Origin of the sequence: Coprococcus sp. OM06-34AC, from assembly GCF_003462545.1 — a bacterium.
Classification (GTDB): Bacteria; Bacillota; Clostridia; order Lachnospirales; family Lachnospiraceae; genus Coprococcus; species Coprococcus aceti.
Genome location: NZ_QTZF01000001.1, coordinates 111,150 through 137,552 on the forward strand (window position 1 = coordinate 111,150; position 26,403 = coordinate 137,552).

Annotated in this window: 21 protein-coding genes; 3 read left to right on the forward strand and 18 right to left on the reverse strand. The window is 43.6% G+C overall.

Annotation, left to right across the window (positions count from 1 at the left end; all coding sequences use genetic code 11):
* Window positions 1-148: 148 nt before the first annotated feature.
* Entirely contained in the window at window positions 149-970 is an 822-nt protein-coding gene (locus tag DXB91_RS00475; RefSeq protein WP_022216403.1) for a histidinol-phosphatase HisJ family protein, read from the forward strand.
* Window positions 971-1,126: 156 nt separating this feature from the next.
* On the opposite strand, the gene DXB91_RS00480 is transcribed toward DXB91_RS00475, so the two are convergent.
* The 18 genes from DXB91_RS00480 to thyA all read right to left on the reverse strand — a co-directional run bounded on the left by DXB91_RS00480 (window position 1,127) and on the right by thyA (window position 25,340).
* The gene (locus DXB91_RS00480) at window positions 1,127-1,585 is read right to left on the reverse strand and encodes a hypothetical protein (RefSeq protein ID WP_147343961.1); all 459 of its coding nucleotides are present in this window, start codon (window positions 1,583-1,585) and stop codon (window positions 1,127-1,129) included.
* A 251-nt stretch (window positions 1,586-1,836) separates the two neighbouring features.
* Complete coding sequence (mnmA, locus tag DXB91_RS00485) at window positions 1,837-2,922, reverse strand: tRNA 2-thiouridine(34) synthase MnmA (protein ID WP_278321114.1); 1,086 nt, start codon at window positions 2,920-2,922, stop codon at window positions 1,837-1,839.
* Window positions 2,923-2,961: 39 nt separating this feature from the next.
* On the reverse strand, window positions 2,962-4,143 hold the full coding sequence (nifS, locus tag DXB91_RS00490) for a cysteine desulfurase NifS (RefSeq protein ID WP_118016560.1): 1,182 nt from the start codon (window positions 4,141-4,143) through the stop codon (window positions 2,962-2,964).
* A gap of 164 nt (window positions 4,144-4,307) precedes the next feature.
* Entirely contained in the window at window positions 4,308-5,795 is a 1,488-nt protein-coding gene (locus DXB91_RS00495) for an MATE family efflux transporter (protein ID WP_118016561.1), read from the reverse strand.
* 600 nt (window positions 5,796-6,395) lie between these two features.
* Entirely contained in the window at window positions 6,396-7,457 is a 1,062-nt protein-coding gene (locus tag DXB91_RS00500) for an electron transfer flavoprotein subunit alpha/FixB family protein (protein ID WP_015535002.1), read from the reverse strand.
* Between the two features lie 27 nt (window positions 7,458-7,484).
* The gene (locus tag DXB91_RS00505) at window positions 7,485-8,270 is read right to left on the reverse strand and encodes an electron transfer flavoprotein subunit beta/FixA family protein (RefSeq protein WP_022058361.1); all 786 of its coding nucleotides are present in this window, start codon (window positions 8,268-8,270) and stop codon (window positions 7,485-7,487) included.
* A 17-nt stretch (window positions 8,271-8,287) separates the two neighbouring features.
* Window positions 8,288-9,454 (reverse strand): acyl-CoA dehydrogenase, encoded by a 1,167-nt coding sequence (locus DXB91_RS00510; RefSeq protein ID WP_004852934.1) that lies wholly within the window; start codon window positions 9,452-9,454, stop codon window positions 8,288-8,290.
* A gap of 42 nt (window positions 9,455-9,496) precedes the next feature.
* Window positions 9,497-10,369: a 3-hydroxyacyl-CoA dehydrogenase family protein gene (locus DXB91_RS00515; protein ID WP_022216397.1), complete on the reverse strand. Its 873-nt coding sequence runs from the start codon at window positions 10,367-10,369 to the stop codon at window positions 9,497-9,499.
* A gap of 154 nt (window positions 10,370-10,523) precedes the next feature.
* The gene (locus DXB91_RS00520) at window positions 10,524-11,315 is read right to left on the reverse strand and encodes an enoyl-CoA hydratase-related protein (RefSeq protein WP_004852940.1); all 792 of its coding nucleotides are present in this window, start codon (window positions 11,313-11,315) and stop codon (window positions 10,524-10,526) included.
* Between the two features lie 25 nt (window positions 11,316-11,340).
* The gene (locus DXB91_RS00525; RefSeq protein ID WP_044998303.1) at window positions 11,341-12,525 is read right to left on the reverse strand and encodes an acetyl-CoA C-acetyltransferase; all 1,185 of its coding nucleotides are present in this window, start codon (window positions 12,523-12,525) and stop codon (window positions 11,341-11,343) included.
* Between the two features lie 140 nt (window positions 12,526-12,665).
* The gene (locus tag DXB91_RS00530; protein WP_118016562.1) at window positions 12,666-14,645 is read right to left on the reverse strand and encodes a YgiQ family radical SAM protein; all 1,980 of its coding nucleotides are present in this window, start codon (window positions 14,643-14,645) and stop codon (window positions 12,666-12,668) included.
* Window positions 14,646-14,649: 4 nt separating this feature from the next.
* Window positions 14,650-15,642: a rod shape-determining protein gene (locus DXB91_RS00535; RefSeq protein WP_117548903.1), complete on the reverse strand. Its 993-nt coding sequence runs from the start codon at window positions 15,640-15,642 to the stop codon at window positions 14,650-14,652.
* 112 nt (window positions 15,643-15,754) lie between these two features.
* Window positions 15,755-19,264, reverse strand: coding sequence for a hypothetical protein (locus DXB91_RS00540; RefSeq protein ID WP_242992600.1), 3,510 nt, complete (start codon window positions 19,262-19,264; stop codon window positions 15,755-15,757).
* Between the two features lie 80 nt (window positions 19,265-19,344).
* Window positions 19,345-21,681: a tetratricopeptide repeat protein gene (locus tag DXB91_RS00545; protein WP_117548902.1), complete on the reverse strand. Its 2,337-nt coding sequence runs from the start codon at window positions 21,679-21,681 to the stop codon at window positions 19,345-19,347.
* A 37-nt stretch (window positions 21,682-21,718) separates the two neighbouring features.
* Entirely contained in the window at window positions 21,719-22,720 is a 1,002-nt protein-coding gene (locus DXB91_RS00550; protein WP_118016563.1) for a rhomboid family intramembrane serine protease, read from the reverse strand.
* Window positions 22,721-22,735: 15 nt separating this feature from the next.
* On the reverse strand, window positions 22,736-23,845 hold the full coding sequence (locus DXB91_RS00555) for a heavy metal-binding domain-containing protein (RefSeq protein WP_118016564.1): 1,110 nt from the start codon (window positions 23,843-23,845) through the stop codon (window positions 22,736-22,738).
* A gap of 121 nt (window positions 23,846-23,966) precedes the next feature.
* Window positions 23,967-24,467, reverse strand: a complete 501-nt coding sequence (locus tag DXB91_RS00560) for a dihydrofolate reductase (RefSeq protein ID WP_117548899.1) — start codon at window positions 24,465-24,467, stop codon at window positions 23,967-23,969.
* A gap of 42 nt (window positions 24,468-24,509) precedes the next feature.
* Complete coding sequence (thyA, locus tag DXB91_RS00565) at window positions 24,510-25,340, reverse strand: thymidylate synthase (RefSeq protein WP_118016565.1); 831 nt, start codon at window positions 25,338-25,340, stop codon at window positions 24,510-24,512.
* Window positions 25,341-25,496: 156 nt separating this feature from the next.
* On the opposite strand from thyA, the gene DXB91_RS00570 reads away from it, so the two are divergent.
* A complete protein-coding gene (locus DXB91_RS00570; protein ID WP_117548897.1) occupies window positions 25,497-25,898 on the forward strand; it encodes a helix-turn-helix domain-containing protein in 402 nt (133 codons plus the stop codon).
* A 60-nt stretch (window positions 25,899-25,958) separates the two neighbouring features.
* A complete protein-coding gene (locus DXB91_RS00575) occupies window positions 25,959-26,402 on the forward strand; it encodes a helix-turn-helix domain-containing protein (protein ID WP_117548896.1) in 444 nt (147 codons plus the stop codon).
* Window position 26,403: the final 1 nt, after the last annotated feature.

Genomic DNA, 26,403 nt, shown 5'->3' on the forward strand with positions numbered 1-26,403 from the left:
TATACTAATGGGCTGAGGCTATAGAAAAAATGTTTCTACTACAATTTGATAATAATAAGATTACTCAACAGCTTTACTTTATATATTTTTTTCAGTGTTTTATGTTATAATATGAAACGCAATGATTATAAACGGAGGTATACAGAAAATGATCATCTGTGATTCGCATATACATTCGGAGTTCTCAAGCGACTCTTCCGCTCCACTGGACAGTATAATCCAGAAGGCAATACAACTTGGAATTCCAAAGATCTGTCTGACAGATCACCACGATATAGACTTTCCTATCAATCCGGAGGACGGTTTTGACTTCCAACTTGATTTCGATTCGTACTTTGCTGCGATAGACGAAATACGACACAGATACGGAGATCGGATTGACGTGAGAAGCGGCGTGGAACTCGGTCTCATGAATACGGTTGCCGGCAAGGCAAGGGACATTGCTGATAAATACAAAAATGAACTGGACTTTATCATAGGATCATCACACCTTGTCAGGGGCCTCGACCCATACTATCCAGCTTACTATGAGGGACGTACAGAGATAGAAGGTATACGTGATTACTTTGAGTCCATTCTTGAGAATGTGACTCTGATAGATGACTTTGACGTATATGGTCATCTTGACTACGTAGTAAGATACTGCCCATCAGGCGAGAAGATCTTTAGGATGGCAGATTATAATGATGTGCTTGAACAGATTTTCAAAATAATCATCCCAAAGGGAAAAGGTATAGAGATCAATACCGGAAGCCTGTACAAGAATATGAGTTACGCACATCCTCACATGGATATCCTGAAACTCTACAAGGATATGGGTGGCGAGATCATCACAGTGGGATCTGATGCACACAAGCCCGAATATCTGTGCTATGATTTTGAGACATATGCAAGGGATGCCCTCACATCACTCGGCTACAGATACTACTGTACATTCAAGAACAGAAAGCCAGAATTCAATCCGCTGTAAAATAAAAATTTCCAAATTTGAATTTTGAATTATAAAAAAGTTTGAATCATAAAAAAAGATGGAACACATACACCATTCTATGGCTTATATGTTTCATCTTTTTATGCTGTATTTTTAATTCTGACTATCACCTGACTACTCTATTTGTTTCATATCTCACTGTGTATTGTTTCCTGTATAGTACGGACTATGTGGTATATCATGAATGTCTGTTTTTCTCATTTTTTCAAGATAATCGCCTCCGGCGCCATCCAGATCACCATATATCGCATTTGGGCAATAACTGAGGAGCATGTCAAGGACTTTCTTTTTTCTCTTTTCGGTCACAAGTCCTCTTAAATTAATATATACATTATTTTCATGATTTCCAGTATACATACAGTAATATTCCAATTTGCCTCTTCGCATACTCGTATATACATATGTTATAAGATACACATCCCATCTGTACGCAAGGTTGTATCTCATTGTCTTTGATGCGATAACCTCATGTGAAGCCATAATGTATTTATCCTCATAGATAATATCGCCGTACAATTTGTCTGCCATTTCAAACACACTGCCACCATGATTTTTATTCTCTCTGTTGAGCAACTTCTCCGGAGTCCGTATCATCCTAATGCCATCCCATATGCATATAACCGAAATTACAGTCAGAAAAATCAATGGCCCTGTGAAACTATTCAATTCAAACTCTCCATTATGTATCATGGAGCATATAGTGATTATCATAAAAACAAAAATCACTGAAAAGATACCAAACAATATCCATCCACGCACTTTGACGTCTTTGCGCAAAACTTCTCTGCCTGTATCACCCATACGAAATCTCCTTATGTCAGACCATCACTCTTTGTAAAACTCTGTCAACAGATGCTTCCTCCGCCAAGCACATGATCATCTTCATAGAACACTACAGCCTGTCCCTTTGTCACAGCTCTTACCGGCTCGTCAAATACTGCTTCTACCAGATCTTCATCTATCTTTCTGATGGTACACATACTTCCCTTATGATTGTATCTGATCTTCGCCTTGACATGCATTGGCTCCGTGAGATCCTCTATGGACATAAAGTTCAGTCTGTTGCATATCAGCCTTTCTGAAAATACATCTCCGTTCTCTCCTATAACAACCTGATTTGTCTCAGGTATGATGTCCACCACAAATACCGGATGCCCCATCGCAAGTCCAAGTCCTTTTCTCTGTCCTATGGTGTAGTGTATGATTCCCTTATGTCTTCCAATCGCATTGCCATGTATGTCTACAAAATCTCCCGGAACCGCCTTAAGTCCTGCTTCATTCTCAAGATAACCGGCGTAATCTCCATCTGGCACAAAGCATATATCCTGGCTATCCGGCTTGTGAGCCACCATAAGTCCGTGGTTCTCTGCAATTTTTCTGATCTCAGGCTTGCTGTACTCTCCAACCGGCATGAGTGTCCTGGCGAGCTGCTCCTGGGTGAGATTGTAGAGAGCATATGTCTGATCCTTCTCTATTCCCCTGGCCTCCTGGAGAGTATATCTGCCATTTGGAAGCTGTATGATCCTTGCATAGTGTCCCGTAGCAATATAATCGCCCCCGATGGCCATGCATCTCGTAAGCAGAGACTCCCATTTTACATATCTGTTGCATGCAATACATGGATTCGGAGTTCTTCCGCATTTGTATTCGTCCACAAAATAGTCTATTACGTACTTCTTGAATTCTTCCTTGAAATTCATAACGTAATACGGAATATCGAGCTGCGATGCCACACGCCTGGCATCATCCACAGCAGAAAGTCCGCAGCATCCGGCATGGGCACTCACCACGTCCCTGTCCTCATCCTGCCATATCTGCATGGTAACTCCTATTACATTGTAGCCCTGCTCCTTGAGCAAAAGTGCGGCAACCGACGAGTCGACTCCGCCTGACATTCCAACACACACTGTCTTCTTATCTGTATCGACCAAATTTTTTCCCTCTTTATACATAGTTATATCTTGTGTAATTTACATGTTTCTCCTGGCAAAATCCTGATACGCAGGTGACATTTTTCTGAGATTTTCCACGATTCTCTTGAGATTATCTACCACCGCATCCGCCTCATCCATGGTGTTCTCATATCCCAGAGTCAGTCTGACCGCACCATGGGATATCTCCTTCGGAAGCCCTATAGCTGTCAGCACATGGGAGGGATCAACAGAACCCGATGTACATGCGGAACCGGCAGAAGCACATATGCCCGCCATATCGAGCATGATGAGGATCGTCTCGCCCTCAACGAACTGGAAGCTGACATTTACATTGTTCGGAAGTCTGTCTTTGTCATGTCCGTTCAGTCTGGAATAAGGAATCTCCGATAAAATTCTGTGTATCATATGATCTCTGATATCTGTCTCCTGCTTCATCCGATCTTCCATTGAGAGCATCGCAAGCTCCGCAGCTTTGCCCACTCCTACAATCCCCGGTACATTCTCTGTTCCGGCACGTCTTCCTCTCTCCTGCTGGCCTCCGTGGATAAAGCTCCCAAGCTTTATTCCGCTCCGTATATACAGAAACCCGATTCCCTTCGGGCCATTAAGCTTATGTCCGCTGCTGCTGAGCATATCTATGTTCATGGCATTTACATCCAGTGGTATCTGTCCATACGCCTGAACCGCATCCGTGTGGAATAGAATGCCATGTTCATGCGCAATAGCTCCTATCCTGCTTATCGGCTCTATGGTTCCTATCTCATTGTTTGCAGCCATAACCGAGATGAGGATCGTATCCGGTCTTATCGCCGACTCCAGCCTGTCAGGATCAACCATCCCCTTCTCATCCACATCCAGATATGTCACGTCAAAGCCCCTCTTCTCCAGATACTGACATGTGTGAAGAATGGCATGGTGCTCTATCCTGGTCGTAATTATATGTTTTCCCTTATCCTGAAAGGCTTCCGCTGCAGCCTTTAAAGCCCAGTTATCCGATTCCGAACCACCGCCCGTGAAATAGATCTCCTCAGGCTTTGCGCCAAGCGAATCAGCAATTATATCCCTCGCCACATTTATCACATCCTTATTTCTCGATGCAAATGTATATACGCCTGAAGGGTTTCCAAACTTTTCTGTAAAATAAGGCAACATGGCGTCGAGCACTTCAGGTCTCACCGCCGTCGTCGCTGCATGATCCATATATATTAACTTTCCCATTTTCGCTCTCTTTCCATTACCTTTTCTGTCACTTGTCAATGACAAATGCAACACTGCATTCATCACACGAAACTATATTACTATATAGTATTCTACCACTATACAAATGCCACGTGCTATGTATATATTATTATGCTCTCATCATATCTCATTATCTTCGTCTCTTAATCTCTTTGGACGCTTTCCATAGGCTTTACTATTTTCTTATAGACCCTGAGAAGAAAGATCGTCGATATGATCACACTGAAAACCTCTGCGATAGGGAACGCTGCCCACACACCATTCACGCTGTTCATTGCTTTCGACAGGAAATATGCCACAGGAAGTATGACAAAAAGCTGTCTCGCCATAGACACTATCATACTGTACACGCCCTTTCCTACAGCCTGAAACATTCCCGAACATGTGACAGAAAATCCTGCAAATATAAACGCTGTACTCATGATCCTGACCGCTGGTATCCCCATCAACAGCATCTCATCTGTGGCATCAAATATTTTAAGTATCTGTCCCGGAAATACCTGCATGATAGCAAGACAGAATACCATAATGGAACAACCGACCATCACACCAAGCTTCATGGTGCGTTTCATTCTGTCAGGTTTCTGCGCTCCGTAGTTGTATGAAATTATCGGTATCATTCCGTTGTTCAATCCGAATACAGGCATAAATGCCATACTCTGCACCTTGAAATACGCTCCGAACACTGCAACGGCCAATTTCGAGAATGAGTACAGTATCAGATTCAGGAAATAATTCATCACAGAACCTATTGCAACCATGATAACCGACGGCACACCTACGCTGAGAATCTTACCAATTATCTCGCCATGTGGCCTGAATCTTCTGAGTGTTATATGGAGATCCGGATTCTTCTTGATATTGAATATCATAGCAAGAGTTCCAGCTATACACTGTCCACATACAGTTGCAATGGCAGCACCCTTTACTCCCATTTGTGGACATCCGAGAAGACCAAATATCATTATAGGATCAAGTATAAGATTGATGACAGCACCGAGTATCTGGGTTATCATACTGTACATTGTACGTCCCGTGGACTGCAGCAATCTCTCAAATGTCATCTGGAAAGCTATACCGAAAGCACAACAGCAGCACACCTCGAGATACTCTGTTCCATATTGGATTACCCGTACATCCCCCGTCTGACTTTCCATGAATGTCCTTGCAAAGAATAAACCTATTATCAGGAATATCACATATCCTATCGCCTCAAGGAATATTCCCTGTCTGGCAACTTCATTTGCCCTGTCAAATTTCTTCTCTCCAAGTGCCTTGGATATAAACGCATTAAAGCCAACTCCCAGTCCCGAGAAAACTCCTATCATCAGATTCTGTATCGGAAATGCCGTGGACACAGCCGTAAGTCCGTCCATGCTGAATCTTGACACAAACACACTGTCCACAACATTGTACATAGCCTGGAACAGCATGGAAATAATCATAGGAAGTGACATTGACATCAGAAGCTTTCCCTCGGACATCACTCCCATCTTATTTTCTCTACTCTCACCTGCGAACGCTTTTCCATTAGCAGATATTGTTTTATTATCAGATATTATTTTCTCACCAGATTTTTTCCTGTTATCAGGTGATTTTTCATTATTTTCGACGCTGTCTTTCTCTTTCATATGTACCTCTCCTCTGAATGCTCCTGCTGTGCATAATGTACTGTACCTGCCATTTGTGCTTATCCTCACACACACTTATCTTCACTTGCACTTATCCGCACATGCATACTCTCTTTATCTACTATACTCAAACTAATTAATACTACATTATTTTTGTATTATTTACAATACACTTGTATTTTGATTTTCTATCTCTATTTTCTGATTTCTAATTTTCGATTTATCGATTTCTCATCGACTCAATTCACCGACTCGTATATTGGACCCATATATTCACATTTACAATCATCAATTCATTTATAGCTCACTAATAATGCTATTCACTCATCATCGAGCAGAGTATCCCTAGTAATGAAAACGGACACTCAGCAAAGAACAGCACGTTATTTTTCGCCAGTATATCCTCAACACGACCCTCACGTAGCCGCACACAAATCGTTCCGTACCTGAATTCATCCTGCAACAGCCCTATGCAATTCAAACGATTCTACAATTCAGACCACCATACAGCTCAAAAAATCCCCCTCTTGAACATCAAATCCAAGAGGGGGACTTATAATTGATAATCTAAAATTATCTATATGACAAACAAGCTGTTAATTACTTATTAGCAAGCTCTGCCTTGATAGCCTCTGTAAGAGCTGGAACGATCTTGTTGAGATCTCCAACTACACCATAGTCAGCTACATCAAAGATAGGAGCATCCTCATCCTTGTTGATAGCAACGATGATGTCTGACTCTTCCATACCAGCTACGTGCTGGATAGCACCTGAAATACCGATTGCGAAGTATACCTGTGGACGAACTGTCTTACCAGTCTGACCAACCTGAAGCTCCTTTGGCTTCCAGCCTGAATCTACAACTGCACGTGAGCATGATACCTGTCCACCAAGTACCTCTGCAAGATCATCAAGGAGCTTGAAGTTCTCTGCTGAACCAACTCCACGACCACCTGAAACAAGGATTTTAGCATCCATGATATCCTTGATATCTGAGATAGCCTTTGAGATCTCAAGAATCTCAACATACTTGTTGTTAGGTACGAATCCTGGATTGTACTCGATAACCTCTGCCTTCTTACCAGCTACCTTGTCAAGCTTCTGCATAACACCTGGACGAACTGTAGCCATCTGTGGACGGTTGTCAGGACATGCGATTGTAGCGATTGTGTTACCACCGAATGCAGGACGTGTCATAAGAAGCTGATTGTGCTTCTGCTCCTGATTTGGAAGTGCAACAAGAGGGAAATCACCGATCTCAAGTAATGTACAGTCTGCTGTAAGACCTGTAGCAACTCTTGCTGAAACTGTTGGACCAAGATCTCTACCGATTGCTGTAGCACCAACTAAAACGATCTCTGGCTTGTACTCATTGATAACTGATGCAAGTGCGTGTGCATATGGCTCAGTTCTGTACTCCTTGAGCTCTGGATCGTCAACAACGATAACTCTATCTGCGCCGTACTCTGCAAGCTCATCTACAAGACCCTTAACGTCTGAACCGATAAGGACTGCAGTTACCTGCTCATCAAGCTTCTCTGCCAGTCTCTTTCCTTCGCCGATAAGCTCGAAAGAAATACCACTTAACTTATTATCTACCTGCTGTGCAAAGACAAATACGCCTTTGTAGTTCTTCATTTCTTCTGCGTTCATTGCGCCCATTTTATTCACCACTTTTCCTTTACTATATTAGATTACATGCTTATCCTTTAACTTGCCAACAATATAGCTAACTGCCTCATCTGGAGAATCAGGAACAACCTTCTCGCCTGCACCCTTTCTTACCTTATCTGAAGCCTTAGCGATCTTTGTAGGTGAGCCCTTAAGACCGATGTTAGAATCATCAACATCAACGAGGTCTGCTCTGCCAAGTGTTGTGATCTCTGCATTAACTGCATCGAAGATTCCACCTGGAGTCATGTATCTTGGCTCATTTAACTCAGAAAGTGCTGTTACAAGGCAAGGCATCTTAGCCTTTAACATATGATATCCGTCATCATACTGACGCTTAACGATAACTGCGTCTCCGTCAACCTTGATCTCCTGTGCATATGAAATTACAGGAATTCCAAGATGCTCAGCGATCTGTGGTCCAACCTGAGCTGTATCTCCATCGATAGCCTGACGACCTGTTATGATCAGATCATAATCAAGCTTTCTGAGAGCTCCAGCGATTGTTGTTGATGTAGCCCATGTATCAGCTCCACCAAGAACACGGTCTGTTACAAGAACACCCTTGTCAGCTCCCATAGCGATTGCTTCCTGAAGAACGTCAGCAGCCTTTGGAAGACCCATTGTAAGAACTGTTACCTCTGCACCATACTGATCCTTTAATCTAAGTGCAGCCTCAAGTCCTGCCTTATCATCAGGGTTCATGATTGTAAGCATTGCTGCTCTGTTTAATGTACCGTCTGGGTTGAACTGTACTCCACCCTTTGTATCAGGTACCTGCTTTATACAAACTATAACCTTCACGTTAAGTACCTCCTATATTACTTTAATAAGTTTGCAGAAATAACCATACGCTGAACCTCTGAAGTTCCCTCGTAGATCTCTGTAATCTTAGCATCACGCATCATACGCTCAACATCGTACTCCTTGATGTAACCGTAACCACCGTGTAACTGAACACACTTTGTAGTAACTTCCATAGCAACCTCGGCTGCGTAAAGCTTAGCCATAGCTGCCTCTACTGAGTAAGAAACCTTAGCACCGCTCTGGTACTCATCCTTCTTTCTTGCTGCCTTGTATACGAGAAGCTTAGCTGCCTCGATCTTTGTTGCAAGGTCTGCAAGAACAAACTGTGTATTCTGGAACTGAGCGATTGATCTGCCGAACTGCTTTCTCTCTTTAACATAGTTTACTGTTGTCTCGAGAGCGCCCTCTGCAATACCAAGAGCCTGAGCAGCGATACCGATACGTCCACCGTCAAGTGTGTGCATAGCGATATTGAATCCCTTACCCTTCTGTCCAAGAAGAGCGTCCTTTGGAATACGGCAGTCTGTGAAGATAAGCTCGTATGTTGAAGAACCACAGATACCCATCTTGTTCTCCTTTGTACCGAATGTAAATCCAGGTGTACCCTTCTCTACGATGAATGCTGAGATCTCCTTCATCTTTCTGCCACGCTTCTCAACGATACCAGTAACTGCGATAACGATATATACGTCAGCCTCTTTACCGTTTGTGATGAAGCACTTTGATCCGTTAAGTACCCACTCGTCTCCGTCAAGTACAGCCTTTGTCTGCTGTCCCTGAGCATCTGTACCAGCACCTGGCTCAGTAAGACCGAAAGCACCAAGCTTTCTGCCTGAAGCAAGATCAGGAACATACTTCTCCTTCTGAGCTGGTGTACCAAATGTTACGATAGGATCAACACAGAGTGATGTGTGTGCTGATACGATAACACCTGTAGTACCACAAACCTTTGAAAGTTCCTCAACGCACATAGCATATGTGAGAATATCACAGCCCTGTCCGCCTAACTCCTTAGAAACAGGGATTCCTAAGAAACCATACTTTGCCATCTTCTCTACAGTCTCTCTAGGAAATCTGTGCTGTTCGTCAATTTCCTGAGCAAGAGGCTTTACTTCATTCTGCGCGAACTCTCTGAATAAATTCTGCGCCATTTCATACTTCTTGTCTAAAGCGAAATCCATTCTAATTATTCCTCCATGAATATATTATATTACTTAGCACTATTACTGAGCATCAACTGGTGTCTTTGTACGATCAGCATTGTATACATAGAATCCTCTGCCGCTCTTAACACCAAGGTTGCCGCCACGTACCATCTTACGAAGTAATGGACATGCACGATACTTGCTGTCACCTGTCTCATTGTACAGAACGTCCATGATTGCAAGACAGATATCAAGGCCTACGAAATCACCTAACTCAAGTGGTCCCATTGGATGGTTAGCACCAAGCTTCATAGCAGCGTCAATACCAGCTATGTCTGATACACCTTCCATCTTGATGAATGCAGCTTCGTTGATCATTGGGATGAGGATTCTGTTTACTACGAATCCAGCAGCCTCGTTAACCTGTACTGGAGTCTTACCGATCTCCTCTGAGATCTTAACGATCTTCTCTACAATCTCAGCTGGTGTATTAACACCTGCGATAACCTCGATAAGCTTCATTCTGTCAGCTGGATTGAAGAAATGCATACCGATCATAGGACGTGTAAGACCATTTCCAATCTCTGTGATAGAAAGTGATGATGTGTTTGAAGCGAATACACACTCTGGCTTGCAGATCTTGTCAAGCTCAGCAAATGTTGTCTTCTTTACTTCCATGTTCTCGAAAGCAGCCTCAACTATAAGGTCGCAGTCTGCACATAAGTCTTCCTTAAGACCTGGAGTGATGCTGGCAAGAATACCATCAACCTTCTCCTGTGTCATCTTTCCTTTTTCTACGAGTCTTGCATAACCCTTAGCGATCTTGTCCTTACCGCCTTCAGCCCACTCCTGCTTGATATCACAGAGTGCAACCTCGTATCCGTCAACCTGAGCAAATGCCTTAGCAATGCCCTGACCCATGGTTCCTGCACCAATTACGCCAACCTTCATTTTTATGTCCTCCTAAATCTTTTTTTCCGGTAAACATGAGAAATTCATATACGTTTCGTTTAACATGCTACCATAATACTTATATCACACATTTAGGATGGTTTACCTTTATCAGATTCCCCACCCTAAATGTTAATATCAGAACTGTTAATTATTACTTATTCTGGAAAGGAACAACCTTAAGTTTCTTCTCCTTGTCTTTCTCAAGGAAATTGCCCATTCCTGCCTTCTGATCCTCTGTCTCGAAACAGTCACCAAAAAGCTTCTCTTCAATAACAATTGCCTGATCCATATCTACCTGTAAGCCATCGTTGATAGCCTTCTTGCAGTTTCTTACTGCAATAGGAGCGTTTGCTGCGATTCCGGCTGCCATCTTCTTAGCTGCTGGAAGGAGCTCCTCAAGTGGATAAACAGCGTTCACAAGACCGATTCTGTAAGCCTCATCTGCCTTGATGTTTCTTGCTGTGTAGATAAGCTGCTTAGCCATGCCTGCACCTACAAGACGTGCAAGTCTCTGTGTTCCGCCAAAACCAGGTGTGATTCCAAGACCAGCCTCTGGCTGACCGAATATTGCATTCTCTGAGCAGATTCTGATATCACAGCTCATTGAAATCTCGCATCCGCCGCCAAGAGCGAATCCATTCACTGCTGCGATGACTGGGATAGGGAATGTCTCAATGGCTCTGAACACATCGTTACCCTTCTTACCGAAGGCCTCTCCCTCTGCCTTTGTGAGTGTTGACATCTCACCTATATCAGCTCCGGCAACAAATGACTTCTCACCGGCACCTGTAAGAATAAGACATCTTGTTGTATCAAGATCAACTGCCTTGAATGTTGCATCAAGCTCTTCAAGAACTGCACTGTTGAGTGCGTTCAAAGCCTTTGGACGGTTGATTGTGATAATTCCTACATATCCATCCTGTTCGTATGTAACAAACTCCATGATGTATCTCCTTTATTATCTAAAATTAGTCCTCGATCTTAACGACTGTTGAGCAGCCCATTCCACCACCGATACAGAGAGTAGCAAGACCTGTCTTAGCACCCTTTGCCTGCATCTCATGAAGAAGTGTAACAAGAATACGGCATCCTGAAGCTCCAACTGGATGTCCAAGAGCGATAGCACCACCGTTAGGGTTAACCTGCTTGTCAACATCAAATCCAAGTTCCTTAGCAACTGCTACTGACTGTGCAGCAAATGCCTCGTTTGCCTCGATAACATCGAAGTCCTCAATCTTGAGACCAGTCTTAGCCATAACCTTCTTGGTTGAAGCTACAGGTCCGATACCCATGATTGAAGGATCAACTCCGCCAAGTGCTCCAGCTACCCATGTAGCCATAGGCTTAACGCCAAGCTCCTTAGCCTTCTCCTCGCTCATAACAACGATAGCTGCAGCACCATCATTGATACCTGAAGCGTTACCAGCTGTAACAAATCCGTTAGGATTGATTGTTCTGAGTCTTGAAAGTGTCTCAACTGTTGTACCAGGTCTTGGTCCCTCATCCTTCTTGAACTCAACCATCTCTTTCTTCTTCTTTACCATAACTGGAACGATCTCAGCATCAAATGCACCTGACTCCTGAGCTGCAACAGCCTTCTGCTGGCTCTTTGCTGCAAACTCATCAATCTCCTCACGTGTAAGACCCCACTGCTCACAGATATTGTCAGCTGTCTTGATCATGTGATAATCATTGAATGCATCCCAGAGAGCATCGTTTACCATTGTATCTACGAGTACACCATTGTTCATTCTGTAACCGAAACGACCCTTCATCATAGCGTAAGGAGCCATAGACATATTCTCCATACCACCTGCAACTACGATATCAGCATCTCCTGCCTCGATCATCTGTGCAGCCATGTTGACACAGTTAAGACCTGAACCACAGACAACGTTAACTGTAACAGCAGTTGTCTCGATTGGAAGTCCTGCCTTGATTGAAGCCTGACGTGCAACGTTCTGTCCCTGACCAGCCTGGATAACACATCCCATGTATACGTGGTCTACCTGATCTGCAGGAACTCCTGCTCTGTTGATAGCCTCCTTGATAACGATTGAACCAAGCTCTGCTGCTGGTGTTGTGCTGAGTGATCCACCCATTGTTCCGATAGCTGTACGACATGCGCCTGCTAAAACAATCTTCTTTGCCATTTTCAAATCCTCCATTTAAAAAAATATTAGTGTGACATAAGACTACATATAAAAAAACCTTAAAGGTTCACACAATCTGCCATAATTCTAGCACAAAAGCATGTGCCACGCAACCAAAAATGAACGACTCCGCGAAGGAGCTATTTCCTTTTATTCCTGTTTTTGCCATTTTTAGCATTCTTCTGCCCGGATGATTTTGTGTTTTTCTGTGGAACAACTTTATTATTTTTGCTGTTTTTACCATTATTGATTGAATTGTTCTTACTTTTATCATTTTTGCCATACGAACGTTGTCCCTGGTGTTCACCTTTCCTGTCCATCTTTCTCGGCGCTATCAGACATTTTTTATCAAAACCGATAAGATCCTGTCTGCCGGCCTTTATGAGCGCCTCTTTGACCAGATCATAATTCTCCGGTTTTCTATACATCATAAGAGCCTTCTGCATTGCCTTTTCATGTGGATTATGAGGTACATATACCGGTTTCATGGTTCTAGGATCGACTCCGGTATAGTACATACATGTGGATATCGTGGACGGCGTAGGATAGAAATCCTGCACCTGTTCAGGCATATAGCCTATATCCCTTACATATTCGGCAAGCTCCACCGCCTCCTTCAGCGTGGATCCGGGATGTGATGACATCAGGTACGGAACAACATACTGCTGCTTTCCAGTCTTTGCATTTACCCTTTTGTATCTATCAATGAATTTCTCATATACACTGTTCTGTGGCTTGCCCATCATCCTGAGAACATTATCCGATACATGCTCCGGCGCAACTCTGAGCTGTCCGCTTATGTGCTTCTCGCAAAGCTCTTTCAGGAATTCATCGCTGCTGTCCGCCATCACATAATCGAATCGTATTCCCGATCTGATAAATACTTTTTTCACACCTGGAACCGCTTCCAGCTTCCGCAGAAGCTCAACATAATCCTTGTGGTCAACCTTCAGATTCCTGCACGGTTCCGGGAACAGACACTGCTTGTTGGTGCATACACCATATTTATCCTGCTTTGCGCATGATTTATGCCTGAAATTCGCAGTCGGCCCTCCGACATCATGTATATAGCCTTTGAAATCAGGATCATGCGTCATGCGCTCCGCTTCCTTTATCAGTGACTCGTGGCTTCTTGTCTGTATGATCCTGCCCTGGTGAAATGTCAGTGCGCAGAAGCTGCATCCTCCGAAGCAGCCCCGGTTGCTCGTCAGGCTGAATTTTATCTCTGATATAGCCGGGATACCGCCCGCCTCCTCATATATCGGATGGTAGTTATTCATATATGGCAGATCATACACATCGTCCATCTCCATCTGGGTGAGCGGATAAGCCGGAGGATTCTGAACAACATATCCTCTGTTTCCGTATCCCTCAACCAGCGTTTTAGCCGAGTATGGATCTGTATTTATATACTGTGTATAAAAGCTTCTTGCATATTCCAGTCTATCCTTTGAAAGACTGTCATAATCCGGCAGTATAATGGAATCCTCGGGCGCACCGGATATATCCTTTGTCCTGTAGCATGTACCCCTGACAAATGTGATATCTTTCACATCTATTCCGCTGTCGAGCGCCTCCGCTATCTCTATCATGCTGTGCTCGCCCATGCCATACGAAAGTATATCGGCGGATGAATCCACCAGAATGGAATGTTTCAATTTATCAGACCAATAATCATAGTGAGCCATACGTCTGAGGCTGGCCTCTATACCTCCGATTATGATTGGAACATCCTTGTATGTTCTCCTTATCAGATTACAGTAAACCGTGGTGGCATAATCAGGTCTGAGTCCCATCTCTCCACCTGGAGAGTACGCATCCTTCTGTCTTCTCTTCTTAGATACGGAATAATGGTTCACCATGGAATCCATATTGCCTCCGCACACCAAAAAGCCCAGTCTTGGTCTGCCAAAAACATCAATGCTCTTGTCATTCTTCCAATCAGGCTGGGCAATCATACACACCTTATATCCATATCTTTCAAGCAATCTGCTTATGATGGCAGGACCAAATGAGGGATGGTCAACATAGGCATCACCTATGACAAACACAAAGTCTGCCTGTGTCCACCCTCTCTTCTTCATGTCCTCCATGCAGATCGGCAAATAATCTCTTTCCATACATTTAATCTTCTTTCTTATCGCTGAGGTTGACAGACATACCAGCGCCGAGAGCCACTGCCTCAAGTGCTTTTTCCGATACATATGCCTCTATCCCTGTGCGCTCTTTGATTATTCTGTCCATTCCGTATATAAGACTTCCTCCTCCGGTAAGCACAATGCCCGATACCGCAATGTCAGCCACCAGCTCCGGCGGTGCAGTCTCAAGAACATTGTGTATTGCTCCAAGAATATGCTCTGTAGTCTCCTCAAATGCATCCACTGTTTCATTCGCAGTTATTGTTACAGCCTTTGGAAGTCCCTTGATAAGATCACGGCCCTTGATCACATACTCAATATCTTCATCACGCTTTACGACTGAGCCAACAGCGATCTTCGCATTCTCCGCTGTCTGATAACCTATAAGCAGGTTGTATTTTCTTCTGGCATACTTGATGAGTGCATTATTATAGTCATCTCCGGCGTATTTTATGGAGCTGCTCTCCACTGCACCACCAAGGGATACGACCGCAATATCCGTGGTTCCACCGCCTATGTCAACCACCATATTACCCTTTGCCTCATAGATATCTACATTTGCTCCTACAGCAGCAGCCAAAGGTTCCTCCATGACATACACATTCTTGGCACCGGTCTTGTACACTGCTTCCTCAACAGCTCTTCTCTGCACCTCGGTAACACCGCTTGGAACACACACGCATATCCTTGGTCTTCCAACTCCCGAACGTTTCTCCATTGCGCTTCTGATAAATGCCTTGAGCATTATCTCCGCTATTGTATAATCAGATATAACTCCCTTATTGAGAGGTCTGACGACCTCTATATTCTCCGGAGTCTTTCCTATCATTTTCTTGGCTTTTGTTCCTATTGCTATTACTTTTTTTGTAGATACTTCATATGCGACAACAGACGGCTGGTTTACAACAATTCCCTTACCTCTTACGCTGATCAATACATTTGACGTTCCTAAATCTACTCCAATATCAGTTGAAAGCATATAAATTCTCCTTTATCACAACAAAATAATACCAGTGCTATAACACAGATATTATAAGCACTGGTATTGTTTTTTTCAACAAAATTCTACAACGGTATATCCGTCACAAAACTTATTTTATCTCTTTTTTAAGAATCTTCTTGTCGATAGGATCTCTGGTCTCAGCAGCCTTCATGGCATCATCCATAGCACCGAGAAGTCTGTCGATATTTCCTGACTCCATCGCCATCAAAGCATTCTTTATAGCTGTATCTGCTCCACTCTCAAGCTTGAAGCCCTTCTCATCAGCGTAGCACTCTGCCACATTGATCATTCCGCTCTCATTGATCTGGTCAAAGTATACTCTGTTGTTGAACGATCTTGCCTGAGTCATATTTGCTGCAAGCATATTGCTGAGAGCTGTCTTCTCTCCTGTGAGGATGATCTTAATATCATTCTTCTCAGGTGAACACATATCAACCATCTCTTTGAATCTCTCAGGTGTTATAAGTCCTGCGCTCTCAATGATAAGACATCCGCCCTTGAGCTTGCCAACTGCTCCTGCAAGCTTACCGCTGTTTATAACCTTTGCCTTAACCTTTGCCTTTGCCTCAGACTTGCAGATTCCCATATCATAATAGAACTTTGCAAAATCCTCACCGACCATGGTAAGTCCAAATCCGTGCTGTCCAAGAATAACAACATTCTTAGATCTCTTAGGATCTACCTTGAGAGTCTGGAGAACGTTAACGATCTGTGCACCAGCAGGCTCGACTCCGAGATACTTGTAGAGGTACTTTGCCTCCTTAGGCAGTGATTTACGTCTCGCAGCAACAGCCTCACTTACTGAAGCAGCCATAGTTGCTTCTTCATCTTGTGTGATAACCTGTGCAGCTTCCTCAACCTTACCTTCCTTCAGAAGCTCTTCCTGCTTCTTGTACTCTTCCTCACGCTTTATAGCCTTTTCAAGTACCTTTGCAGCAGCAGTAGCCTTGCTTCTTATATCCTCGAGCTGTTTCTTGACATCAGCCTCGACCTTGTCTATTGCTGAGAGATCTTTCTTCTTCTTCTCCTCAGCCTCGGCCTTTGCCTGATCAGCAGCCTCTTTTCTTGCAACAATGCGCTCAGCCTGTTTTGTCTTGAGCTCAGCGATCTTGTTCTTTAACTCTTCTTCTTTCTTCTTTGCATCATCGAGAAGCTTCTTAGCATCAGCTTCAGCCTTTGTCTTCATATCTGAGGCTTCCTTCTCAGCCTTCATAGCTGTAGTCTGAACCTTCTCGAGCTCACTTGCCTCTGCCGTAGCATACTTCTCTTCCTCAGCAGCAAGGAACGCCTCATGCTTGGTCTCTCTATCTTTTCCTTCTGCCGTAAGCTTATCTGTCTTTTCCTTGGCAGCAGCTTCCGCATTCTGGATCTCAACCTCTTCTGCGATCTTAGCCTCTTCGACTACCTGCTCTGCTTCCTCGGCAGCAGCCTCTGCCTTTGCCAGAAGATCCTCAGCCTCAACAAGAGACTTCTTAGCTGAATCGAGAGCTTCCTTAGCCTCTGCCTTCGCAGCCTTGAATGAGTCATTCTCCTTCTTTGCGGCGGCAACATCCTCACTGATCTTCTTGTTGTCGTTCTCAGCAGATGTAATCTGATCAGCAGCCTTCTTTATGAACTCCTCGCTGTCTGAAATCTTCTTCTGAACCTCTTCCTTGGCCTTCTTTGCTGCCTCAAGAGCCTTTGCAGCCTCCTCCTCAGCCTTCTCTGCCTTCTTCAGTTCTTCCTTCTGTATTGCAAGCTTTGTGTTTGCATCATTTCTGCTGTTCTTTGCATTCTTAACAGCCTTCTCTGACTCCTCAAGCTTCTTCTGGAGCTCATCAAGAGTCTTCTGTGACTGACTCTCCATCTCAGTGGTATTCTTAAGATTAGCATCAGCCTCTTCCTCAGCCTTCTTAGACTCGCTGAATATTGCACCAGCCTTTGTCTTGTCTGCCTCGGCAGTCTTCATGATCTTGGATGCTCTTGCTTCCTCATCTGTGCGCTTCTTCTTGGCTGACTCTATAGACTTCTTCTTGTCTGCATCTATGTCTGCCAGCTTCTTCTTATCTGCATCCACAGCCTTGTTGTACTCAGCGACACCCTTATCCACATTGGTCTTCTTAGTGTCGGCAAGTGCCTTTATAGCCTTGTCAGCAGCAGCCTGAGCCTCATTGATCATATTGTTCTTATATGTATCAGGATCGCTCTCCTTGAGGATTCTGTCTGACTCTTTCTTAGCAGATTCATTTGTATCTGCTATCTCTTTCTTGAGCTTTGCAATATTTGCATCAAGCTCTTTCTCCTCGCGCTCAAGCAGCTCAGCGTCGTTCTTCTTCTTTGCCTCAGCCTCCTGTGCCATCTTTGCATCATAGTTCTGTTTCTTGGCAGCAAATTCTTCAAGCTGCTTTTCGAGATCCTTCTCTGTCTTCTCGCATTCCTCGATGGTCTTCTTCGAGGTCTCAGCATGCTTCTTTGCCTCTTCAGCGTTCTTTCTGGCATCGTCGATTGCCTGCTGCTTCTTTGCCTCAGCCTCAGCCTTAGCCTTTTCAGCGGCAGCCTTCTTTCTTGCCTCTTCTGCCTCTTTGCGCTTCTTCTCCTCTTCAGCCTTACGCTTAGCCTCTTCCTCGGCCTTCTTCTTAGCTTCTTCCTCAGCCTTCTTCTTGGCTTCCTCCTCAGCTTTCTTCTTGGCCTCCTCTTCAGCCTTCTTCTTGGCTATCTCCTCAGGGCTCTCCTCGTCTATATTGGACAGGTTCTTTATTCCTGCTCCAAGGAAATCGTCATCATCGTCGTCATCATCGTCAAAATCATACAATGACTCTCCAGCCGCAGCCTGCTTGTTTCTATCTGGGAGAATGCTGAACAGATCTCCGTTCGCATCACTGCCTCCCTTAGGTGACTTAACTTTATTCACCTTTGCATTCTTATCAGTTACCCACTCAAGTGTCTCTTCATCCTCAGCATTTTCATCATCATCAGTGAGAACAATATTGCTTCCACCTGTTGACTTAACTGTGCCTTCAGTTCCGGCACCGAACTTAAATCCGCCGCCAAGACCGCCTTCTGTTTTAGGTGTTTTACCAAGACCGCCGCCAAGACCGCCTGATCCAAGGCCTCCTTCTGTCTTAGGTGTACTTCCGAGTCCGCCGCCAAGGCCGCCTCCGAGTCCGCCAAGACCGCCTTCACCTAATCCGCCGCCAAGGCCGCCTCCGAGACCACCGCCCGACATATCATCAGCGATACCTCCAAGGTTAAGACTGAGCTTAGGTGCAGCTCCCTCTGGTTTTTTATCTTCTTTTTTATCTTCAGGCTTCAGTCCCTCTCCCTCTTTTGGAACGTCTTCCTGTTTTTCATCCTCAGTTGAAGTTTCCGGTTCATCCTCATGAACAATTCCAAGAGCCTCTTCTCTCTTACGGCGTTTCTTAGCCTCGATTCGTTCTAACTCCTCCTTGGACAAAGTTTTGTGTTGGCTTTTAGCAGTCTCAGCATCTTTCTTCTTGCTGCCACTCTTGAGAAGTTCTTCCTCTTCTTCTCTCTTTTTCTTGGCAGCTTCTGCAGCTCTTTCCTTTTCAAGCTGTGCCTTGATCGCCGCAATCATTGCTTCTGTCTGATCTACAGCCAATTCCCTCGCCTCCTTCCGTTTGTTCAAATAAAAAAGCAATACACTATATGTATGATCATGCTACTTTATTTCTTCTTTGATCAGCCCTTCAATCTGAACGGCTTTTTCTTCGGTTGCTCTGGTTCAGCGTCAACCATTTCCTGCTGTGAGGATGCCTGCTCATCCGTCTTCTCCTCGTCGGGAGCTGCCACAGCCTCCTCTTTATCTTCATCATCAAAATTCAATATAGAATTGAACTCCGTGTTGAATTTAATTCCAAGTCTTGCAAGGAGTCTGTCTGTTTCACCGATAAGATCCTCCTCTTTCTTAAGACTTTCCGATATCTTGGCTTCATCAGCCTCTATCTCTGCATTTATATCTTTCTCTGCCGACAGATCATACAGTGCTGCATTCTCTGTGTTGTAGTCAGGGAACAGACTGCTCTTAAACACCGGGAAGCCATTATTCTTTGGCTTTTCCGGTTCTGTCTCCATCGCAATTTTCTCTTCTGACTTATCCTCTGCTTCCATTATGAATTCCTCTTCGACCTCTGATTCAGCTTCAGCCTCAGTTTCTTCGATCTCCAGTTCAGCCTCAGCTTCAAATTCTTCCACCTCTGGTTCGACTTCCACTGGAACTTCTTCCATCTCAGATTCCTCAGATTCCGCATCGATTGTAAATTCTTCTAACTCTGGCTCAGCTTCAGTCTCAAATTCATCTTCAATCTCCGCTTCGGCATCGATCGTGAATTCTTCCTCAACCTCCGGCTCTGCCTCGACTGTGAATTCTTCCTCAGCCTCTGGCTCTGCCTCGATCGTGAATTCTGCGCCAACCTCAAGTTCTTTTTCGAATTCAGGCTCAGAATCTGAATCTACCTCGAATTCTTCTTCGATCTCCGGTTCGATCTCAACTGAGACTTCATCAACTTCCGGTTCATTCTGCTCTACACCCGGCTCAACAGCAGTTTCTTCCACATCATTCTGAGACTCCGCATCTTCCATCAGATCCTCGAGATTCTCATCGTCAACCTCGAACTCCTCAAGAGATTCAAAGGCTTTATCAAAATCAAACGTTTCTGATTCAACCGGTTCATCAGGCAAAGTCTCCGGCTCTGCATCCGCCTCAAATCCATCCTCAAAGTCTCCCTCGAACTCAGAATCAAAGGTCTCCACAACAGTATCGTCTTCAGAATCGCAATCTGACGCACTGTCAGATACGTCATCAAAATCGTCACCATCAACCTCAACCATGACTACTTCCTCCGGCTCTTCTTCGATAACATAATTATCTTCCTCCACCGGTTCGGAATCCTCATACTCATTGTCGTTATCTTTGTTATACACCGCTGCATCCTCAGGAGTCAGCTCTCCGCTTATCTCGGTCATATCCTGTGACTTTCCCTCAGGAGCTTTCTCACTGTCACTGCTCATCGCCTTGAGCTCAGGTTTTGCCTTATTCCCGGCATCATCAGCGGTATCGGAAATAACTTCCTCGAGCAGTTGTTCCTTGTCAAGATTCTCGTTCTTCAGAGATTCCATCTCCTGCTCGACAAGCTCTTCCTCTTTCCTTGACATCAATCCAAATAAACCTCTGGATTTCTTCTTCGGCTCAGAATTCTCTTCTTCCTGACGAGCTTCCTTTTTCTGCTCTTTTTTATCCTTCGATCTAATCCACATCTGCTTGAATTTCATGGAACTCGTCACAGGTGCGTCATCCTCGACCATGATCATGATCTTAGCATCCTTTGGATGCATTCTCAGATCGTCTTCTTCCAGTATCTTATTTTCATTTGCTCTTGTATCTGCCTGCTCAGGATCATCATCCGGCATCTCCGTGTCAGGATAACAATAGATCATGGATTCAAGATCCACATCGCCGCCCATGAGCTTGTCCAGCATATACAAATGTGAAGAGTTCTTGTAATGCGCTCTGAATTCAACACAGGCGCTGTCAAACTTCTCCCTGTTTCTTATGTACGCATGAAGCAGAAGCATCTCAAAATCCCACTCTTCATCCGTCTCAACATCATTCGCCGACACCAGTATGCTGTAAAGTTCATTCACGGGCTTCCTGTGTGCCTTGGCTATCATATATTCAAGTCTGTATGTACCTGCATCCTTATTGGCCTGATTAAATGTATATATCTCAAAATAATGCTCTGCAAGCTGTGTAAATCCCATGGATAAATACAGTTTTATCAAAGAATATATTATCTTGTTACCAGCCGGAGCCATGGCATGTGCCTTGACAAGCGCCGCTCTGGCCTCAGGATATCTTTTGTTCTCGTAATACACCTCGCCGCATATTCTAATAAATTGTGGACTAAGTGACTTCGACAGATCCTGATGTTCAAGTATATCGAGAGCGAGACTGTAATCGCCATTGTCTGCAAGTTCCTTTATTTTGTTTACACTTGACATACTGATTCCAGTACTCATAACCCAGCCTCCCACTTTTTATCATCGTATTATTTTATCATAAACGGCTATTCTTTACAACCTTTTGATTGGTCAGCAAAAGGACTATCCCGGCCACTATCCCAGCCGCAAATCCCGCCACATGGGCAACATTATCAATACCTTCTGACATCTTTCCGTTAACCAGTGTCAGAATAAATAATATAAGCATATTAATAAGTGACAGATCCTTCACCCGGCCCTTATTGTAAAATGCTATGACAACCAGCACTCCCAGAAGACCAAATATCGCTCCGGATGCACCAGCCGAGTAAGCATATGTATTATTATAAAAACAATCTATGTATGATGCAAATGACGCAGTAAGACCCGTGGCAATATAAACTATGACATAATTGAATCTGCCTATTATATTCTCAACCCTCGCACCGAGTGCGATCAAAATTACCATATTTCCAACCAGATGTGCTATTCCAAAATGTGTAAACATTGATGTCAGGAATCTGTAATATTGTCCTTTTTCTGATATCGCAAGCACTTCCACAGCCAGTTCCGTAGGTTGATAAACAAAGATACATGCAACGTACACCAGAATATTTAACAACAGTAATATCGGTGTTACAACACCGAAGATTCTTATCAGATTGTGCTGGGATCTGCGGTTATCCACCACCGTTTTTTTATCGATCACATCATAGAGTGAGTCAAAGTCAGTGGGCTGATTCTCAAATATATACAGCTTTCCGTAATCCTCCGTGAACAGCCAGACATTGTCCAGTTCTTCAACTATCTTTTTTGTCATATCATCAAACATTCCGTTTGGAGTGATGAGTATATTGAGAAGATTGACTTTTCTATGCGAATCCGAAGAAACGTCAAGCAATATTTTATTATTGAACTTTTTCAGAGTCTCAGAATCAAGATTATGATTACTGCCTATAACAACAATATATACGGCATCGCTGTCTGCTCTGCCGTATACGTTGTTACTTTCCGGATTGAGTTGTCTGTAACCCTTCTCCTTAAGATTTTTTATTATCTGTACCATGTACTGTTGCATATCGTCTTATAATCCTTATAATCCAAGGAAGAGATTCTCAACTTTCTCAATAACAGAGTCCTTCATGGATCCTCTGCTCTTCTCGTAATTAAGACCGGACTCCATGATCTCAAGAAGCTGCATTCTCATTCCTGTATCAATGTCCTTGATGTACTTCATGAGTACATCCTTGATCTCTATTACATACTCTTTTGTCTTCATCTCTTCAAGCATAGGCTCGTAGTTGAATGTGATAGAGTTCTTCATATCATCCTGCTTTCTTCCACAGATCACACATTCCTCTGCGCCGCCTTCGTTTACGTGTCCACAGTTACATGTCCACACAAGTCCATCTGACTTGTAGTTTGCTACTGCATCAATTCCCTTTTTAAGCTTGAGTGCCTTAAACTTAACGTCAGACATCTCAATTCCGATAGAATCTGCATCTATCTCGTATACTCCGCTGGCCTTGACATACTTCTTGATGTATACCTTGACGGAGGATATCATCTTTATATACTTATCCGGAAGCTTACACTCCACATAATCCGACTTGAGGAGCTTGAGGTTGGTCTTATCAAATGTAAAATCAACATCCGGCAGTGTTATATTGTCACCATAGATATTGGTGAACTGAAGCTCTGCCTTAAGCGCCTTTATATCGTCGTTATTGTAGTTGTTGAACCACACGGAAATCTTTGTTCCCTTGCCCTCTGATGCAAGTACAACCTTTGATGCCCTTGGCACGAGCAGGTCGTAATAGTTTCTTACATAAATCTCATTTCTGATGAAGCTGCTCTTGTCAAATTCTGACTTGTACTGCTCCTTTATGTTTACCAGAGTTCCACTGGCAACAACAGCAGTCACGTTGTTGGTGTATTCCTCAACACCCGTTCTGAATCCAACTACAGCATTATACTTCGTCTCACGAACCATATCTGTGAAATTATTGATTGTTTCATTGAGGATCTCATCGATCTTCTCCTGATAGATATCTCTTCTATCCGTGGCAATATCCGCAATAGATGTTCCGAAATCCTTCAAAAAGTTGGAATTAAGTATCGTCTGTGTGAACTTGTATGTTCCATAGTCAACGATATCATATCCCTCAAAGCTTGTTCCCGATGTAATTAATACTTCCTTCATTAGCGCACCTCCCAAATATAAAAAAATTGTATCACAATAATCTTCATTTAACAAATGTTTTTTGTGAATTTTCAATCAAAAAAAGGTGCTTTTTTGTGAATATTATAAAAATTATTATAATTTATTTCTTCACATCACTATTTTTATATGTGACAAATGTAAAATTCACCTCTGACACATCCTCACCCGGTCTCTCATCCGTCACATTCCAGTTGTCCATTTTGTCGAGATCCGAAATAAATGCATCAGCCTCAAATTCTCTGTCTATTTTGGTGATAACCGCCTCATCACAATATGGTATGAGCTCATCGTAGATAGTCTGTCCGCCTATGACAAAAATGTCATCCGTGTTATACTTTGCCAGCTCTGCAAACAGTTCGTCCATCGAGTGGACAACCACCGCATCCTCAACTGTATATTCGGGATTTCTGCTGAGAATTATATTTGACCTTCCCTTGAGCGGTCTTCCACCCGGAAACTCCTCCAGAGTCTTCCTCCCTAGAACAACGACATGCCCCATCGTGGTCTGTCTGAAATTCCTCTGATCCTCCGATATCCTTATCAGTAATCTGCCTTTATTTCCAATAGCCCAATTCTTATCTACTGCTGCAATAAACTTCATATGTCCTCCATCTGTATACTTCCCGTCCCATGCTTCATAGTCTTATATCGCAATAGGAATATCCTTAATCTGTGGTCCCGTCTCATAGTCTTCTATTCTGAAATCATCCAGAGTAAAGTCATAGAAATCCTTAACATCAGGATTCATGTAGAACTTTGGAGCAGGATATGTAGGTCTTGTTATCAGCTCCTTGACTATCGGTATATGTCTGTCATATATGTGAGCATCCGCGATCACATGTACCAGTTCTCCCGGCTTAAATCCCGTGACCTGGGCAAGCATATGTACCAGAACCGCATACTGGACAACATTCCAGTTGTTGGCCGCAAGAACATCCTGGGATCTCTGATTCAATATAGCGTTGAGTCTGTCCCCAGTTACATTGAATGTCATGCTGTACGCACACGGATACAGGTTCATCTCACTCAAGTCCTGGTGAACATATATGTTAGTGAGCATTCTTCTGCTATATGGGTTATTCTTAAGGTCATATATCAGTCTGTCCACCTGATCCATCATACCCTCTTTGTATTTATGCTTTACACCAAGCTGATATCCATATGCTTTTCCTATGGAACCGTCGTCATCCGCCCAACTGTCCCATATATGGCTCTTGAGATCATGAACATTATTTGACTTTTTCTGCCAGATCCAGAGCAGCTCATCAATAGCCGACTTCACATACGTCTTTCTAAGTGTTATCGCAGGGAATTCCTTTGACAGATCATACCTGTTGACAACACCAAAGCGCTTTATGGTGTAGGCATATGTTCCATCTTCCCACTTTGGTCTGACCTTCTCCCCCTCCGTACTATATCCATTATCGATTATATCTTTACACATGTTTATAAAGAGATCATCTGCAAGACTCATTTGGGTAACCTCCGATTGTTTTTTCAGATAATTATATCATACTCTCCATCCCACATGTGATTAATTATTACATCAAATAACACTTTTTATTACATTTTGATTTACAACGGACTATTTTTGTGTACAATGCAAAAAAACATTCAAAGGAGGTGAAACATGAAACCACATTCATCCAATCCACTACCTGCCCTTCTCAGATACTTCAGACAGAAGGCAGGACTCACACAGCAGGATGTCGCAGCCGCGCTCTCTATTTCCAGATCCGGATATGCCAACTACGAGGAAGGGAGAAACATACCAAATATAGAACAGGCCATAAAACTGTCAGAGCTTCTCGACCACGATTTTCTATACGCATACACCCTGTCATCAAGATACATGCAGGGGCATCCAAAGCCATTGCAGATCGTCATGGAGGACAATTCATACATGACCGCCATAGAATCCAACCAGAGCACAGCAGACATGCTGGGCAATTACAGATCTCTAAACGACAGCGACCGCCAACTGATAGACACATTTGTGGCAAATCTAGCATCTAAAAATTCCAGACTGTAGATTCAGTATTATACCCACCAATTACAGTAAATATTATTTTCAAGGAGAAAACAGGAAAATATGAAAAAAAGAAAAGAACGCAACATTGATCCGTCGGTGTACGAAGACGATTCATCCGATCAGGATTTTAACTGTGCAGTGATAGGCGGCGCACTGAAGTCTCTAAGGCGCAGCCACGGAAAAAGGCAGCAGGAAATAGCCGCCATCTTGAAGGTGTCCGTCTCCGCCTACTCGCACTATGAATGCGGAGAGCGAATCCCGGATCTCATAAATCTTATCAGGATATCCAATTTATACAGTATTAATATGAGTCATCTGGTGCTGCTCACCTGCATCGATATAGCAAAGAAAAATAAAATGGACATCAGCGAAGTGTTCCTCGCCTACAGTCACGGCAGGACTCTTCCACCGGAAGCGACAGGAATACTGTCCGACTGTGATCAGCTTGACGACAATGGCAGGGAAAATCTCAGGCTGTTTTTAAAGTCTGCACTGAGCTGCTAGC